Origin of the sequence: Streptomyces sp. NBC_00207 (assembly GCF_045160965.1) — a bacterium.
Lineage (GTDB): Bacteria > Actinomycetota > Actinomycetes > Streptomycetales > Streptomycetaceae > Streptomyces.
Map to the genome: position 1 here is coordinate 7,235,428 of NZ_CP130715.1, position 15,810 is coordinate 7,251,237.

At 73.5% G+C, this 15,810-nt stretch carries 16 protein-coding genes; 14 read left to right on the plus strand and 2 right to left on the minus strand.

What is annotated here, in order from left to right; genetic code table 11:
- Positions 1 to 45: 45 nt before the first annotated feature.
- Positions 46 to 1,137: a Gfo/Idh/MocA family protein gene (locus OG472_RS33660; RefSeq protein WP_401612467.1), complete on the minus strand. Its 1,092-nt coding sequence runs from the start codon at positions 1,135 to 1,137 to the stop codon at positions 46 to 48.
- A 327-nt stretch (positions 1,138 to 1,464) separates the two neighbouring features.
- Here OG472_RS33660 and OG472_RS33665 point away from each other — a divergent pair, with 327 nt between their 5' ends.
- The 3 genes from OG472_RS33665 to OG472_RS33675 all read left to right on the plus strand — a co-directional run bounded on the left by OG472_RS33665 (position 1,465) and on the right by OG472_RS33675 (position 4,835).
- Entirely contained in the window at positions 1,465 to 2,343 is an 879-nt protein-coding gene (locus tag OG472_RS33665; protein ID WP_405832650.1) for a glycosyltransferase, read from the plus strand.
- A gap of 126 nt (positions 2,344 to 2,469) precedes the next feature.
- Complete coding sequence (locus OG472_RS33670; protein ID WP_405832652.1) at positions 2,470 to 3,819, plus strand: MFS transporter; 1,350 nt, start codon at positions 2,470 to 2,472, stop codon at positions 3,817 to 3,819.
- Positions 3,816 to 4,835 carry a TolB family protein gene (locus OG472_RS33675; protein WP_405832653.1) on the plus strand — a complete coding sequence of 340 codons (1,020 nt, stop codon included), beginning with the start codon at positions 3,816 to 3,818 and terminating at the stop codon, positions 4,833 to 4,835. The genes OG472_RS33670 and OG472_RS33675 overlap by 4 nt, the downstream gene beginning before the upstream one ends.
- Before the next feature lie 33 nt (positions 4,836 to 4,868).
- Here OG472_RS33675 and OG472_RS33680 read toward each other — a convergent pair whose 3' ends face one another.
- A complete protein-coding gene (locus OG472_RS33680; protein WP_401612455.1) occupies positions 4,869 to 5,714 on the minus strand; it encodes an alpha/beta fold hydrolase in 846 nt (281 codons plus the stop codon).
- 184 nt (positions 5,715 to 5,898) lie between these two features.
- On the opposite strand from OG472_RS33680, the gene OG472_RS33685 reads away from it, so the two are divergent.
- The 11 genes from OG472_RS33685 to OG472_RS33735 all read left to right on the plus strand — a co-directional run bounded on the left by OG472_RS33685 (position 5,899) and on the right by OG472_RS33735 (position 15,809).
- On the plus strand, positions 5,899 to 6,291 hold the full coding sequence (locus OG472_RS33685) for a hypothetical protein (RefSeq protein WP_383570205.1): 393 nt from the start codon (positions 5,899 to 5,901) through the stop codon (positions 6,289 to 6,291).
- Between the two features lie 183 nt (positions 6,292 to 6,474).
- A complete protein-coding gene (locus OG472_RS33690; protein WP_405832655.1) occupies positions 6,475 to 8,340 on the plus strand; it encodes a hydrogenase maturation protein in 1,866 nt (621 codons plus the stop codon).
- A gap of 72 nt (positions 8,341 to 8,412) precedes the next feature.
- On the plus strand, positions 8,413 to 9,468 hold the full coding sequence (locus OG472_RS33695) for a hydrogenase expression protein HypE (protein ID WP_383570200.1): 1,056 nt from the start codon (positions 8,413 to 8,415) through the stop codon (positions 9,466 to 9,468).
- Positions 9,469 to 9,555: 87 nt separating this feature from the next.
- Positions 9,556 to 11,340: a nickel-dependent hydrogenase large subunit gene (locus OG472_RS33700; protein WP_361754409.1), complete on the plus strand. Its 1,785-nt coding sequence runs from the start codon at positions 9,556 to 9,558 to the stop codon at positions 11,338 to 11,340.
- Positions 11,337 to 11,864, plus strand: coding sequence for a hypothetical protein (locus tag OG472_RS33705; RefSeq protein WP_401612448.1), 528 nt, complete (start codon positions 11,337 to 11,339; stop codon positions 11,862 to 11,864). The genes OG472_RS33700 and OG472_RS33705 overlap by 4 nt, the downstream gene beginning before the upstream one ends.
- Complete coding sequence (locus OG472_RS33710) at positions 11,861 to 12,508, plus strand: DUF5947 family protein (RefSeq protein ID WP_401612445.1); 648 nt, start codon at positions 11,861 to 11,863, stop codon at positions 12,506 to 12,508. The genes OG472_RS33705 and OG472_RS33710 overlap by 4 nt, the downstream gene beginning before the upstream one ends.
- Positions 12,505 to 13,209 (plus strand): DUF6084 family protein, encoded by a 705-nt coding sequence (locus tag OG472_RS33715; RefSeq protein WP_401612442.1) that lies wholly within the window; start codon positions 12,505 to 12,507, stop codon positions 13,207 to 13,209. The genes OG472_RS33710 and OG472_RS33715 overlap by 4 nt, the downstream gene beginning before the upstream one ends.
- The gene (locus OG472_RS33720) at positions 13,206 to 14,648 is read left to right on the plus strand and encodes a hypothetical protein (RefSeq protein WP_401612439.1); all 1,443 of its coding nucleotides are present in this window, start codon (positions 13,206 to 13,208) and stop codon (positions 14,646 to 14,648) included. The genes OG472_RS33715 and OG472_RS33720 overlap by 4 nt, the downstream gene beginning before the upstream one ends.
- Positions 14,645 to 15,199, plus strand: a complete 555-nt coding sequence (locus OG472_RS33725; protein ID WP_401612436.1) for a hydrogenase maturation protease — start codon at positions 14,645 to 14,647, stop codon at positions 15,197 to 15,199. The genes OG472_RS33720 and OG472_RS33725 overlap by 4 nt, the downstream gene beginning before the upstream one ends.
- Complete coding sequence (locus OG472_RS33730; protein ID WP_401612433.1) at positions 15,196 to 15,300, plus strand: DUF6893 family small protein; 105 nt, start codon at positions 15,196 to 15,198, stop codon at positions 15,298 to 15,300. The genes OG472_RS33725 and OG472_RS33730 overlap by 4 nt, the downstream gene beginning before the upstream one ends.
- Before the next feature lie 113 nt (positions 15,301 to 15,413).
- Positions 15,414 to 15,809 (plus strand): hydrogenase maturation nickel metallochaperone HypA, encoded by a 396-nt coding sequence (locus OG472_RS33735; RefSeq protein ID WP_401612430.1) that lies wholly within the window; start codon positions 15,414 to 15,416, stop codon positions 15,807 to 15,809.
- The last annotated feature ends 1 nt before the right edge of the window (position 15,810 follow it).

The window sequence follows — 15,810 nt, forward strand, 5'->3', positions numbered from 1 at the left end:
CCACTGAGTCGTTCGTTGTCTTTCGTGCCACGGATCCGCGAACGGTCAGCGTCCGGTGCGCAGTCCGACGACCGCGCCCTTGAACTCCAGGCTCCGGGAGGCCGCTTCCAGGATGTCCAGCACCTTCAGGCCCGCCCGCCCGTCGGTCAGGGCCGGCCGCCCCGAGCCGATCGCCGCGGCGAACTCCTCGACCATGCTGCGCAGCGCCTCCTTCTCCCCGATCGCGGGCGCCACCATGTCGCCGGTCCGGTAGGAGACGAGCATGTCGCGGCGCTCGTCCGCACCGATCTCCTGCGGGGTGCTCAGCTCCACACCGCGGTCGAACACGGCCACGCGCTGGGAGGGGTTGAGGTCGTCCCACACCAGGGTGCGCTTGGAGCCGCCGACCATGGTGGTGCGCACCTTCGTCGGGGACAGCCAGTTGACGTGCACGTGGGCGATGGCGCCGGTGCTCAGCTGGAGCGTCAGATAGGCCACGCAGGACTGCCCGGCCCCGATCGGATCGGCTCCGTGCGCGGCGACGGCGACGGGCTGGACGTGGTCCGGGAGGATGAAGTCGAGGACCGACAGGTCGTGGGGGGCCAGGTCCCACAGGACGTCGACGTCCTTCTGGACGAGCCCCAGGTTGATCCGTACCGAGTCGACGAAGTGGATCTCGCCGAGTTCGCCGGAGCGGACCATCTCCCGGATGCGGCGCACCGCCGGGGTGTAGCAGTACGTGTGGTCGCACATCAGCGTGAGACCGCGCTCCTCGGCCTCCTTGACCAGCCGCAGCCCGTCCTCGTACGTGGCGGCGAGGGGCTTCTCCACCAGGACGTGCTTGCCGGCGCGCAGGGCGGCCAGGGCGACGTCCAGGTGGGTTCCGGCCGGGGTGGCCACGGCGACCGCGTCGACGTCCGGATCGGCGAGGACCGCCGCGTAGTCCGAGGTCGCCTGGACGGTGGAGTACCCGCCGAGCACCTGCCGGGCCCGGTCGACGTTCAGATCACAGAGCCAGCGCAGCCGGAACTGCGGACTGGACTGGAAGTTGCGGACCAGATTGGGGCCCCAGTAGCCCGCACCGACCACGGCGACGCCTAACGGCTCCGCCCGCCCGGCGGCCTTCGAGCCGTCGTCCTTCACAGTGTTGGGCTTCACAGCGTTCCCCTTCCTTCCGCGCACGCCGACCGGCGTGCCGACAACTCATGGCCGGGGCGCGTGGGATGGAGGGAATAGCCGTCGAGGGCAGGCCGGACGCCTGCGCGACCGGTGCCTGACCTGCTCAACGGTGATGGCCCCCCACAACCGATGTTTTGCGTGATTGCGCGTACTACCCCCCGGCCGGCTGCATGTTCCCCCAGGCAGCCGAACCCGTACCTCCTGCCGAAACCGCTCGGCGCCGCTCAATCTAGTCCACCGGGCGTACCCCCGGGCAGAGTTGACGGAATCGCCTGGCGTGGGTGTTCGACCGTGCATACTGCCCGGGTGACCAGCATCGTGATACCGGCCCACAACGAGGGCCGGGTCATCGGCCGGCTCCTCGACGCGCTCCTGGCCGACGCCGACGGCAACAACGGCACACCGGCGGACGGGCCCGACATCGTCGTGGTGTGCAACGGCTGTACGGACGACACCGCCCGGGTGGCGGGCGCGCGCGGCCCCCGCGTACGGGTGGTGGAGATCCCGACCCCCTCCAAACACACGGCACTCCGGGTCGGGGACGAGCACGCGCGGGGCTTCCCCCGGCTCTACGTGGACGCCGACGTCGTCGTCGGGGCCGCCGACGTACGGGCCCTGACGGGCGCGCTCGCCGGAAGTCCGGCCCTGCTCGCCGCCGCCCCCGGCCGCGACATCCCGCTGGCCGGCTGCGCCTGGCCGGTCCGGGCGTACTACCGCGTGTGGCAGCGGCTGCCGGCCGTCCGCGAGGGCCTGTTCGGCCGGGGGGTCATCGCGGTGACCGAGCCCGGGCACGCGCGGATCGCCGCGCTGCCCCCGCTGATGGCCGACGACCTGGCCGCGTCCCTCGCCTTCGGGCCGGGGGAGCGGCGCGTCGTCGAGGCGGCCCGGGTCGTCGTGCACCCGCCGCGCACCTGGTCCGACCTCGTCCGGCGGCGGATCCGCGCGGCGACCTCCTCCGCCGAGTTCGAGCGCTACCAGGCCGCGCAGCGGGCCGGTGATGCCGCGCCGTCCGCCCGTACGGGCACGGCCGACCTGCGCGCCCTCCTGCGGGCCCAGCCGCGGCTGCTCCCCGGGGTGGTGGTCTTCGTCCTGGCCGCGCTCGCCGCCCGCAGGGGGTCCCGCAAGGCCATCCGGAACCAGGACTTCTCCACCTGGCTGCGGGACGAGAGCAGCCGGCAGGGGTGACCGCGGGACCGGAGGGTGGCGGGCGGCCGAATCGGGCCGTACGCCCCACCGTTGGCCCGTACAGCCATTAGGGTTTCATCCGCACGTTCGAGTGACTCAGACCGTCGGCACCGGGAGCTCCAGAGCATGTACCTCGCGGACCGCTCCGCGCCCTCGCCCGCGGACACGGGAGCCCCGCCGGACCGGGGATCCTTACGGACCCCCGCCGTCACATCGGCAGTCCTGGCCCTGGGCACGGTCAGCCTGATCACCGACGTCTCCTCCGAGATGGTCACCGCCGTCCTGCCCCTGTACCTGATCGCCGGGCTGGGCCTGAGCCCGCTCGGTTTCGGCGCGCTCGACGGCCTCTACAACGGAGTCAGCGCCCTGGTGCAGCTGACCGGCGGCCACCTCGCCGACCGGGTCCGCAACCACAAGCTGATCGCCGGCATCGGCTACGGACTCTCCGCCCTGTGCAAGCCGCTGCTGCTGCTCGCCCACAGCCTCGGCCCGATCAGCGTGATCCTCGCGCTGGAACGCACCGGCAAGGGCCTGCGCACCGCCCCGCGCGACGCCATGATCTCCCTCTCCACACCGGCGGAGTTGCAAGGCCGCGCCTTCGGCGTGCACCGGGCCATGGACACCACCGGCGCGCTGCTCGGCCCGCTCGCCGCGTTCCTCGTCCTGAGTGTGGCGGTCGACGGGTACGACGCCGTCTTCGGCGTCAGCGCGTGCGTCGCGGTGCTGGGCGTCGTGGTGCTCGTGCTGTTCGTCCCGTCCGGCGGCGGCGCGGCGGTCCCGCCCCTGCCGTCCGGCGGCGATGGGGCACGCCCGGAGCCCGTACGGCTGCGCGACGCGACGGCCCTGCTGCGGCTGCCCCGGCTGCGCGCCCTGGCGCTCTGCGCCGTCCTGCTGGGCCTCACCACGGTCAGCGACGCCTTCGTCTACCTGCTGCTGCAGCGCCGCACCGGCATCGGCGAGCAGTGGTTCCCGCTCCTGCCGCTGGGCACCGCCGCCGTGTTCCTGCTGCTGGCCGTCCCCGCCGGGGCCCTCGCCGACCGGATCGGCCGGCGCACCGTGTTCCTGACCGGGCACGCCCTCCTGCTGGCCGGGTACGGGCTGCTCCTGTGGGCCCCCGGCTGGCCGCCGCTGCCCTACCTCGTCCTCGCGCTGCACGGCATGTTCTACGCCGCCACCGACGGCGTGCTCCCCGCAGCCGTGGCCGCCACCGTCCCCGGGCGGCTGCGCGCCACCGGCCTGGCCCTGGTCGGCACCGGCCAGGCGCTGGCCCGCTTCGGCTGCTCGCTGGCCTTCGGCGCGGCGTGGAGCCTCTGGGGCACCGGCCCGGCACTCGCCGCCGCGGCCGCCGGGCTGCTGTGCTGCGCGGCCGTCGCCGGCGTCGTCCTGCGCCCGGCGGCCCCCGCCGACAGCCCCGTTCTCGCCGACCTCGACTCTGACTCCGACCCCGACCCGAAGCCCGTGAGGCCCCCCGTATGACGCTGTCGTTGTCACGCCGCCTGCTCGTCCTCGCGGTGGCGGTGCTGCTGCTCGGAGGCCTCGCCGCCGCGCTGGTGGTACGCGCCGCCGACCGGGCCGACCGGCCGCGTACGGGCGGCCCGGAGATCGCCGCGGGCGGTGTCACCCTCACCCGGCAGGGAGGACTGGCCTTCCTCAACAGCGGACAGGGCCCCCACCGGGGAGCCCTCGCCTCGGTCCCGGCCGATGCGCCCCAGTCGGCGCGCACCGCCTCCGACCTCGACTGCCAGCGGTTCTACGCGGCCGCGGGCACCGGCGTGTGCCTGCGCTCCTCGCCGGGCGCGCTCGCCCAGGACAACAAGGCCCTGATCGTCGACGCCGACCTGCGCACGGTGCGCAGCCTCCCTCTGGCGGGCACCCCCAGTCGTGCCCGCGTCTCGCCCAGCGGCCGGTTCGCCGCCTGGACCGTCTTCGTCTCCGGCGAGTCCTACGGCTCCGCGTTCTTCTCCACGCGCACCGCGATCCTGGACACCCGCACCGGCAAGCTCGAATCCAGTCTGGAGGAGTTCGCCGTCTCCATGGACGGCCGGGACTACCGCGCCCAGGACGTGAACTTCTGGGGCGTCACCTTCTCCAAGGACGACGACACCTTCTACGCCACGCTCGCCACCGCCGGCCAGACCCATCTGGTCAGGGGTTCGATCTCCCGGCGCACCGTCACCACTCTCGCGCAGAACGTCGAATGCCCCTCCCTGTCGCCGGACGAGACCCGCATCGCGTACAAGAAGCGGGTGCGGGCCGGAGCCTCGCTGTGGCGCGAGCACGTCATGGACCTGGGCACGCTCCGCGAGCACGCCCTCGCCGAGAAGCGCAGCGTGGACGACCAGGCCGCCTGGCTCGACGACCGGACCCTCGCCTACGCCCTGCCCACCGACGGGGCCGCCGACAGCACGGACCTGTGGACCGTGCCCGCCGACGGCACCGGCGCCCCCCGGCTGCTGACGCCCGGCGCCTCCTCCCCGTCCCGTCTGGGCTGACGGGCCCGCGCGCGGCCCGTCGCCTCCAGCCGGTCAGGCCTGGTCCACGAAGGTCCTCACCCGTTCGACGAGCGAGGCGTTGTCCCGGATCCACCCGTAGTGCCGGCTGCCCCGCACCCCGTCGCCGAGGACCAGCTCCCAGTGCGTCACCCGCGCGCTCGTGAGCTTGTCGCCGAGCCCCCGCACCCCTGCGGGCGGGGCCATGCCGTCGCCCCTGACGGTCACCGCGAGCACCGGCAGGTCCAGCTCGGCCAGCCCGGGCTCGAAGTCCACGGGGGAGGACGGCACGTGGTAGCGGCCCGTCCGGACCTGGGTGGCCATGTCCCGCAGGACCTGCGCGGAGTCGTTGCCCAGCACGCCGATGCGCCGGCCGGGGAAGTACCCGTACGCCGAGGAGAACGCGGCCGCGAGCCGGAACCCCGCGAGCATCCCCAGGCTCTGCGGGAACGGCCAGCCGCGGTAGTGGCAGGAGGGGGCGCCCACCAGGACCGCGCCCGCGGCCATGTGCGGCTCCCGGCTGAGGTAGAGCGTGCCGAGCTGCCCGCCGAGGCTGTGCCCCAGGAGGTGGCGCGGCGCCTGCGGGAAGGCGGCCGCGACCGTCCGGAACAGCGCGGGGCAGTCGTACGTCACCATCTCGTGGTAGCCGTAGCGCACCCCGCGCCGCACCCGTACGGAGCTCGTCCCCTGCCCCCGGAGCTCGCCGAGGGCCACCTGGAACCCTGCCCGGGCGAGGGCCTCCGCCAGCGGGGCGTAGGAGACGGCCCTGGTGCCCATGGCGGGCATGCACACCAGCACGGGGGCCGAGGGCTCGTCGGGCCTGCGGTACAGGCGGACCTCGGCCGTGGCGCCGTCACCGGCGTACACGGTCTGCGTGGTCACTTCGGTGGACGGAATCACAGGCCTCCCTCGCTCGTGGCCATCCTGCGCGTTGCGCGGAGCACGTTCAACAGCCCGGTCCCGCCCAGCCCGCCCGTTCCCGGGGCCGTCCGGAGCCGGTGCGCCCCCGTCCGCGCCGGCATGGGCCGGTCGGGTGCTTGACCGGGGCGATGGGATTGGGTGCGGGGTGAGCGGGCACCTGCAGACCATGGCCCTCGAACATCCCTCGGAAAAGGGCGACCACGGGCGGCTCGGCCGCTTCGAGAAGCTGGCGGAGCTGGCTTCGAACTTCACCAGCTCTGCTGCCTTCTCCCTGTTCTGCGTCCTGCTGGTCGCCGGCTTCATCGCGGTCCACCTGGCCCACCTGGACGTGAGCTGGCAGCACCTGCTCGGCGACGCGATGGGCGCGGTCGCCCTGCTGCTCCTCGCCCTGCTGAAGAACTCCGAGCGCAGGGCCGAGCACGCGATCCAGGTCAAGCTCGACGCCATCGCCGCCGCCCTCCTGGAGCAGCACCCGGGCGAGCGGGGCCCCGCGCACCGGGACCTGGCCAAGGCCATCGGGATCGAGGACGGCGAGTAGCGGCCCGCCTTGGGCCGAGCGGACGCCGCAACGGGCGCTTTCGAGTGACGACCCGCGCGGCCTCGGCCGCGGGCGCCCCGATCTCCCCGACCATCTCAGGCGGCCGGTCATGTTCCGGACACGCACGGCCGGTCGGGCCGGGCACCGCCGTACCGCGGCTCCGGGCCGCCGCTGGGAGATCACGTGTACGTCCTGCTCGTCGCGAGCGCGTTCAACAGCCTCACGCAGCGAGTCCACGCCGAGCTGCGCGACCACGGCCACCACGTCGCGGTCGAACTCGCCCTGCCCGGCACCTCCCTGGCCGAGGCCGTACGCGGGCACCGGCCCGACCTCGTGATCGCGCCGATGCTGCGCACGGCCGTCCCCGAGGAGGTGTGGTCCGCCCACACCTGCCTGATCGTCCACCCGGGACCGGTCGGCGACCGCGGCCCCTCCTCCCTCGACCGCGCGATCCAGGACCGGGAGACCCGTTGGGGGGTCACGGTCCTGCAGGCCAACGCGGAGATGGACGCCGGCGACGTCTGGGCGAGCGTCGAGTGCCCGGTGCCGCCGGTCGGCAAGAGCGACCTCTACCGCGGCGAGATCGCCGACGCGGCCCTGGAGGCCGTCCTCCTCGCGGTGGAACGCTTCGCCTCCGGCACCTATGTCCCGCAGCCGCAGACCGGCGGCCGGGCCCGGCCGCTCCTGCGCCAGGAGGAGCGGCGGATCGACTGGGAGGCGGACGGCACCGAGCAGGTCCTGCGCGCGCTGCGCGCCGCCGACTCGCAGCCCGGCGTACGGGACGACCTGCTCGGCGGCGAGTGGTTCCTGTACGGAGGGCACCGCGAGGAACAGCTGCGGGGCCGCCCCGGCGAGCTGCTGGCCACCCGGGCCGGCGCGGTCTGCCGGGCCACCGCCGACGGCGCCGTCTGGATCCCGGAACTGCGCGCCCGCCGCCTGCCGGGCCGGCCGGCCGGACCCAAACTGCCCGCGACCACGGCCCTTTCGGACCGCTTGCCCCCGCTGCCCGAGGTGCCCGCGCCCCCGGACGCCGGCCCCCACCGCCGCACCTGGTCCGACGTCGGCTACCACGAGGAGGGCCAGGCCGGCTTCCTGACCTTCTCCTTCCCCGGCGGCGCGATGAGCACCGCGCACTGCCGGCGCCTGCTGGACGCGTACCGGACCGCCTGCACCCGCCCCACCTCCGTGCTGGTCCTGGGCGGCGGCCGCGACTTCTTCTCCAACGGCATCCACCTGGGCGTCATCGAGGCCGCCGCCGACCCGGCCGAGGAGTCCTGGGCCAACATCAACGCCATGGACGACCTCGTCGAGGCGGTGCTGACCACCACCGACCGCCTCGTGGTCAGCGCGCTGGGCGGCAACGCCGCCGCCGGAGGGGCCGTGTTCGCCCTCGCGGCCGACGAGGTCTGGTGCCGCTCCGGCGTCGTCCTGAACCCGCACTACCGCCTGATGGGGCTGTACGGCTCCGAATACTGGACGTACACCCTGCCGCGCCGCGTCGGCCCCGGCCTCGCGGAGCGCCTCACCGCCGAGGCCCTGCCGCTGAGCGCCGCCGCCGCGCAGCGGCTGGGCCTGGTCGACCGTACGGTGCCCTGCGCGCCCCAGGAGTTCACCGGCGAGACGGAACGCCTCGCGGCCCGCCTCGCCGCCCTGCCCGCCACCGCGGCCCGGATCGCCGCCAAGAAGGCGGCCCGCGAGCGCGACGAGGCGGTCCGGCCGCTGGCCGCCTACCGCGAGGCCGAGCTGGCCCGGATGCGGCGGACCTTCTTCGACCCGGACGCCCCCTACCACGCCCTGCGACGCGCCTTCGTGCGCAAGGAGCGCGCGGTCGCCACCCTGCCCCACCTCACCCGTGCCACGACGGACCGGGCCCCCGCGGCGGCCCCCGGGCCGCAGCCCGCCCGGCAGCCCGCGCCCCGGGCCGCCCCGCAGGCCGCCGGCCCGCCCGTCACCGCCCCGCCCTCCTCCGTGCCCCGCTCGGCCGTCCGGCAGCGCGATGTCACTGGACTGGCCGCACCTGACGCGGCGCCCGGACCGACCTGCTGTTAGCAAGAAGGGTGAGGACGAGACAGGCCGCCTCTCCGCACCCCCTTCCCGACCCCCTCCCCGAGGAGGCATCCCATGGCCGCAGTGACGAAGGACCCGGTCGAAGACCCGCCGATCCACATCCTCTGGATCAACGCGGGCCTGAGCTGCGACGGCGACTCCGTGTCCTTGACGGCCGCGATGCAGCCGAGCATCGAGGAGATCGTGACCGGTGTGCTGCCCGGTCTGCCCAAGATCGCCGTGCACTGGCCGCTGATCGACTTCGAATGCGGACCGGTCGGCGGCGCCGACACGTTCATCGAGTGGTTCTTCAAGGGCGAGCGGGGCGAGATCGATCCGTTCGTCCTGGTCGTCGAGGGGTCGATCCCCAACGAGAAGATCAAGCCCGAGGGCTACTGGTGCGGCTTCGGCGACGATCCGGAGACCGGGCAGCCCATCACCACCAGCGAGTGGATCGACCGGCTGGCCCCCAAGGCCCTCGCGGTCGTCGCCATCGGCACCTGTGCCACGTACGGCGGCATCCACGCCATGGAGGGCAACCCGACCGGCGCCATGGGCGTCCCCGACTACCTGGGCTGGGACTGGACCTCGAAGGCCGGCATCCCGATCGTGTGCGTGCCGGGCTGCCCGATCCAGCCGGACAACTTCTCGGAGACCCTGACCTACCTGCTCTACCAGGCGGCCGGCTCCGCCCCGATGATCCCCCTCGACGACAAGCTGCGCCCCACCTGGCTGTTCGGCGCCACCGTCCACGAGGGCTGCGACCGCGCCGGCTACTACGAGCAGGGCCAGTTCGCGCAGACGTACGACTCGCCCAAGTGCCTGGTCAAGCTCGGCTGCTGGGGCCCGGTCGTCAAGTGCAACGTCCCCAAGCGCGGCTGGATGAACGGCATTGGGGGCTGCCCCAACGTCGGCGGCATCTGCATCGCCTGCACGATGCCCGGCTTCCCCGACAAGTTCATGCCGTTCATGGACGAGCCCCCCGGCGCCAAGGTCTCCACGAAGGCCAGCGGCGCGTACGGCGCCCTGGTCCGCAAGCTCCGGGCGGTCACCGCCCACACCGTCGACGAGGAACCGAAGTGGAGGCACGGCGGCCGCAGCCTGACCACGGGCTACCGCCCGCCCTGGTGACGGCCCGCTCCTCACCCCTCCCCGCAGCGCAAGCACCCCCGCGGCAACTCCCGCTCCCCGCACCGAAGAAGGGTCACGGCAGACACGATGGCACCGAACACGAAGGCGGCCGGCGACGGCAGCGGCCTGGTGGAGATGGCCTGGGATCCGATCACCCGGATCGTGGGCAGTCTCGGCATCCACACGAAGATCGACTTCAAGCAGAAGCGGGTGGCGGAGTGCTACAGCACCTCGTCGGTCTTCCGCGGCTACAGCGTCTTCATGCGCGGCAAGGACCCCCGCGACGCGCACTTCATCACCAGCCGCATCTGCGGGATCTGCGGTGACAACCACGCCACCTGTTCCGTGTACGCGCAGAACATGGCCTACGGGGTGAAGCCGCCCCACCTCGCCGAGTGGATCATCAACCTCGGCGAGTCGGCGGAGTACATGTTCGACCACAACATCTTCCAGGAGAACCTGGTCGGGGTCGACTACTGCGAGAAGATGGTCCGCGAGACCAACCCCGGTGTCCTGGAGCTCGCCGAGCGCACGCCCTCCCCGCACGCCGGGGAGCACGGCTACAAGACCATCGCCGACATCATGCGCTCCCTCAACCCCATCGAGGGCGAGTTCTACCGCGAGGCCCTCCAGGTCAGCCGCTACACGCGTGAGATGTTCTGCCTGATGGAGGGGCGCCACGTGCACCCCTCCACGCTCTACCCGGGCGGCGTCGGCACCATCGCCTCCGTCCAGCTCTTCACGGACTACATGAGCCGCCTCATGCGGTACTGCGAGTTCATGAAGAAGGTCGTCCCCCTCCACGACGACCTCTTCGACTTCTTCTACGAGGCCCTGCCCGGGTACGAGGAGGTCGGCCGCCGGCGCGTCCTGCTCGGCTGCTGGGGCGCCCTCAACGACCCCGAGTACTGCGACTTCACGTACGCCAACATGACCGACTGGGGACGGAAGATGTTCGTCACCCCGGGCGTGATCGTCGACGGCAAACTGGTCACCAACGACCTCACCGAGATCAACCTCGGCATCCGCATCCTGCTCGGCAGCTCGTACTACGACGACTGGCAGGGCCAGGAGCAGTTCGTCACCCACGACCCGCTCGGCAACCCGGTCGACCCGCGCCACCCGTGGAACCAGCACACCATCCCGGCCCCGCAGAAGCGGAACTTCGACGACAAGTACAGCTGGGTGATGTCGCCCCGCTGGTTCGACGGCAAGGACCACCTGGCGCTCGACACCGGCGGCGGCCCCATCGCCCGCCTGTGGTCCACCGCCCTGTCCGGGCTGGTCCACACGGACTACGTCCAGGCCACCGGGAACAGCGTCGTCATCACCCTGCCGCGCACGATGACCAAGCCCGAGACCCGCTTCGAGTGGAAGATCCCGAAGTGGAGCAACGCGCTGGAGCGCAACCGCGCCCGCACCTACTTCCAGGCGTACGCGGCCGCCATCGCCCTGCACTGCGCCGAGAAGGGCCTCGCCGAGGTGCGCGCGGGACGCACGCAGACCTGGGAGAAGTTCGAGGTTCCGGACGAGTCCATCGGAGTGGGCTTCACCGAGGCCGTGCGGGGCGTCCTGTCGCACCACATGGTGATCCGCGACGGGAAGATCGCCAACTACCACCCGTACCCGCCGACGCCCTGGAACGCCAGCGTCCGCGACAGCTACGGCACCCCGGGACCGTACGAGGACGCCGTGCAGAACACCCCGATCTTCGAGGAGAACAGCCCGGAGAACTTCAAGGGCATCGACATCATGCGCGCGGTGCGCAGCTTCGACCCCTGCCTGCCCTGCGGCGTCCACATGTACGTCGGCGGCGGCAAGACGGTGAAGACCATGCACGTGCCCACCGGTCTGAGCGGACTGGGCGGATGAGCGCGGTGCTCGACGCCGCCCAGGCGGGGCGCAGGGTCGAGGAGGTGCTCGACCGGATCGCCGCCACGGGCGACCGGGCGGCGTGCGCGGCCGCCGAGGAACTGGTGCGCGTCCTCATGGACTTCTACGGCGCCGGGCTCGCCCGGATCGTCGAGGGGCTGGGGCACGGACCGCTCGGGGCGGTGCTCGACGACGAACTCGTGGCGAGCCTGCTCTCCCTGCACGGCCTGCACCCCGAGGACGCGCGCACCCGGATCGCGCGCGCCCTGGACGCCGTGGACGACCCGGTGGAGCTGGTCGGCTTCGACGAGGCCACCGGCGTCCTGCGGCTGCGCCCCGGGGCCGCGACCGGCGGCTGCGGCTGCGGCAGCGGCGGTCAGGACGACGCACGGCGGACCCTCGAGGACACCCTCGCCTGCTTCGCGCCCGAGGTGACGGGCGTGGAGATGGAACCCGCCGCGGCCCCGCCGCCCGCCCTCCTCCAGATCGGCACCCGGCCCCCCAGCCCGGCGCGGGTGTCGTGACCGGCACCGGAATCCGTACGGACGGCCCGCGCGGGCTGCGCAGGTTCGCGGGCCCGCGCCCGCCCCGGCCCGAGACCTGCGAACTGTGCGGGGTGATCGTGCCCGGGGAGTCCCACCGCCACCTGGTGGAGACCGAGAAGCGGACGCTGGTCTGCGCCTGCACCGCCTGCGCCCTGCTGTTCGACCGGCCGGGCTCGGTCACCGGACGCCTGCGGGCCGTCCCCGACCGCTACCTCACCGACCCGGGACACCGGCTCGACGAGGGCGCGTGGGAACTCCTCCAGATCCCGGTCGGGGTCGCGTTCTTCTTCCGCAACGCCGCCCTCGACCGGCTCGTCGCCCTCTACCCGAGCCCGGCCGGGGCCACCGAGAGCGAACTCGCCCCGGAGACCTGGCAGACCGTACTGGGCACGGGCCGGCTCGCCGAGCTGCTCGAACCGGACGTGGAGGCGCTGCTGCTGCGCCGCTCGGAGGGCCGCACCGAGTGCTACCTGGTGCCCATCGACATCTGCTACGAGCTGGTGGGGCGCATGCGGCTGCTCTGGCAGGGCTTCGACGGCGGGGCGGAGGCCCGGGCCGCGCTGCGCGACTTCTTCGCGCAGGTGGAGCGCCGGGCCAGGGTCCTGGCGGAGGACGCCCGATGACGGAGTTCTCCTTCACCTGCACCGGGGTGCGCGCCGACCCCTACGCCGCCGGCCCCACCCTCGTCTTCCGGCTGCGCATCACCGCCGCCGGGGGAGCCCGGGTGCACGCCCTCGCCCTGCGCTGCCAGATCCGCATCGAACCGGCCCGGCGCGGCTACGGCCCCGCCGAGGCCGAAGGACTGGCCGACCTGTTCGGGGAGCGCGCCCGCTGGGGCACCTCGCTCAAGCCCGTGCAGTTCGCCCAGGTCCAGGCCATGGTTCCGAGCTTCACCGGCGAGACCGAGACGGACCTGGTCGTTCCGTGCACCTACGACATGGACATCGCCGCGACCCGCTACTTCGAAGCCCTGGAGGACGGGGAGGTACCGCTGCTGATGCTGTTCTCCGGCACCGCCTTCACCGGTGACGGCGGCTTCCGGGTCGAGCCGGTGCCCTGGGACCGCGAAGCCGCGTACCGGATGCCCGTGGCCGTGTGGCGCGAGATGGTCGAGCAGCACTTCCCCGGCTGCGGCTGGCTCCGGCTGCCCCGCGACACCATGGACGAGCTGCTCGCCTTCCGCTCCCGCCACGCGCTCGCCTCGTGGGAGGCGACCGTGCGCGCCCTGCTGGACGCGGCGGCCCCGCCCCCGCAGCCGCCCCCGCCGGGGGCGGTCCGGCTGGGTGCGGTCCTGCCCCGCCGCACCGAGAGGACGGCCCCGTGACCGGCTCCCCGACCACGACGACCGCCGCCGCGGAGTCCCGCTTCGACGTCGCCCGGCAGGTGGCCGACGCCGTCCTCCTCGAGGGGTACGTGCTCTACCCGTACCGGGCCTCGGCGGCCAAGAACCGGATGCGCTGGCAGTTCGGCGTGCTCGTCCCCCCGGCGTGGGGCCGCGCGCACGACGAGCACACCTTCCAGCAGACCGAGATCCTGATGGAGCCGCGGGGCGGGGCCACCCTCGCCCTGGAGCTGAGGTTTCTGCGGGCGCAGCGGCGCACGGTCCAACAGGCCCTGGAAGACGGCCGCTTCGCGGAGGTGGCCGAGCTGCACCTGGCCGACCGCGTCCTGGTCCCCTGGGACGAGGGCGTGGAGGAACGGGTCGAACTGTCCGTCCCCGTCGCCGAACTGGCGGCCGGGGAAGTGACCGTCCCCTTCCGCCGCCCCGCCCGCGACGACACCGAGACCGTCCTCGACGCCGACGGGCGGACGGTCGGCCGCATGGTGCGGCGTACCGAGGAGGTCGAAGGCCGCCTCAGGCTCCGGGCCATCGAACTCGACGGCGCCTACCGGGTGTTCCGGCTCCGGGCGGTGGTGGAGAACACCAGCCCGTGGGCCCCGGCGGCCGGTTCCGGGAACGGCTCCGCCGACCGCGAGGCCGCCCTGCCGCACGCGCTGGTCGCCGCCCACCTCCTGCTGGGACTCGACCAGGGCTCCTTCCTGTCCATGACCGACCCGCCCGAGTGGGCCCGGGAGGCGGTGGCGGCGTGCGTCAACCGCCACACCTGGCCGGTGCTCGCCGGCGAACCCGGCCGCGCCGACGTGGTCCTGTCCTCCCCGATCATCCTGGAGGACCACGCGGCCATCGCCCCCGAGAGCGCGGGCGCCATGTACGACTCCACCGAGATCGACGAGATCCTCGCCCTGCGCACGGCGGCCCTGACCGACCGGGAGAAGCGCGAGGCGCGCGGTACGGACGCCCGGGCGGCCGCCGTGATCGACCTCGCCGACTCCATGCCCCCCGAGGTGCTGGAGCGCCTGCACGGCGCGGTGCGCGGCCTGCGGGAGATCACCGGACCGGACCAGCCGCCCCTGCTGGCGGAACTCCCCGACGTGGACGCGGTGTTCACTCCGGACACCCCCTGGTGGGACCCGGCCCGGGCGCAGACCGCGGACCCGGCCCGCGACCGGATCACGATCGGGGGCGCCTCGGTGGGACCGGGCAGCCGCGTCCTGCTGCGCCCCGGACTGCGGCGCACCGACGCCCAGGACCTGTTCCTCCAGGGCCGTGCCGCGCTGGTCGAGGCGGTCCTGCACGACGTCGACGGCGGAGTCCACCTCGCCGTCACCGTCGAGGAGGACCCGGGCGCGGACATCCGCCGGGAGCAGGGCAGGTTCCTCTACTTCCAGCCCGACGAGGTCACCCCCCTGGAGGACGCGTGAGCGCCAGGATCCTGATCGCGGGCATCGGCAACGTCTTCCTCGGCGACGACGGCTTCGGCGTCGAGACCGTGCGGGCGCTGTCCTCGCACCCGCTGCCCGACGGGGTCGAGGTGGTGGACTTCGGCGTACGCGGGGTCCACCTCGCCTACCAGCTCCTCGACGGCTACGACACGCTCCTGCTGATCGACGCCACCACACGGGGCGGCGAGCCGGGCACCCTCTACCTCATCGAGGCCGACGGGAGCGGGGATCCGGGCCGTGCGGGCCCCGTGGGTGCCGCGCCCGGCGGACCCGTCCTCGACGGCCACCACATGTCACCCGACACCGTCCTCGCGCTGCTCGGCACCCTGTGCGCCGGCACCGGCACCACCCCTCCGCGGCGCACGCTGGTCCTCGGCTGCGAACCGGCCTGTGTCGAAGAGGGCATCGGGCTCAGCGCACCCGTGACCGCCGCCGTCCCGGAAGCCGTACGCATGGTCCTGGACCTGATCCGGGGTCCGGACCCCGACGAAACCGGCGGCCTCCGCCGCGAACTGAGGAGAACCCCATGAAGAACGCCCTCATCGGCGGGGCCGCGGCCGCCGCCCTCGCCGCGGTCCTGGCCGTGGTCCTTCCCGACCTCAGGCGCTACCTGCGCATCCGCAGGATGTGACGCCGCAGCCCCTGCCGCGCCCGAATGGCGTACGGGGCACGCCGCGCACCGGCGTGCCCGACCGCGACGACCCCGTCCCGCCGGTGTAATGAGCCCCGGCAGGACGGAGTCCCATGCACGAGATGTCCATCGCCATGGCCGTAGTGGGCCAGGTGGAAGAGGCGGCCCGGGCGGGCGGCGCGCGCGCCGTCACCTCCGTACGGCTGCAGGTCGGCGAGCTGGCGGGGGTGGTCCCCGACGCGCTGGCCTTCTGTTTCGAACTGGCCTGCGCCGGCACGGTCCTCGACGGCGCCTCGCTCGTCACCGAGTCCGTCCCGGCCCGCGCCCGCTGCGCCTCCTGCCCCGGCACCTGGGCCGTGGGGATGCCCCCCGAACTGTGCTGCCCCGGATGCGGCAGGGCCACGGACGTGGAACTGCTGTCGGGCCGTGAGCTGGAGATCCTCAGCGTGTGCTGGGAGGACGGCCCCGCCGGTGCCCGTACCCGCGAACCGATTCCCGAGGAGGCCTGAA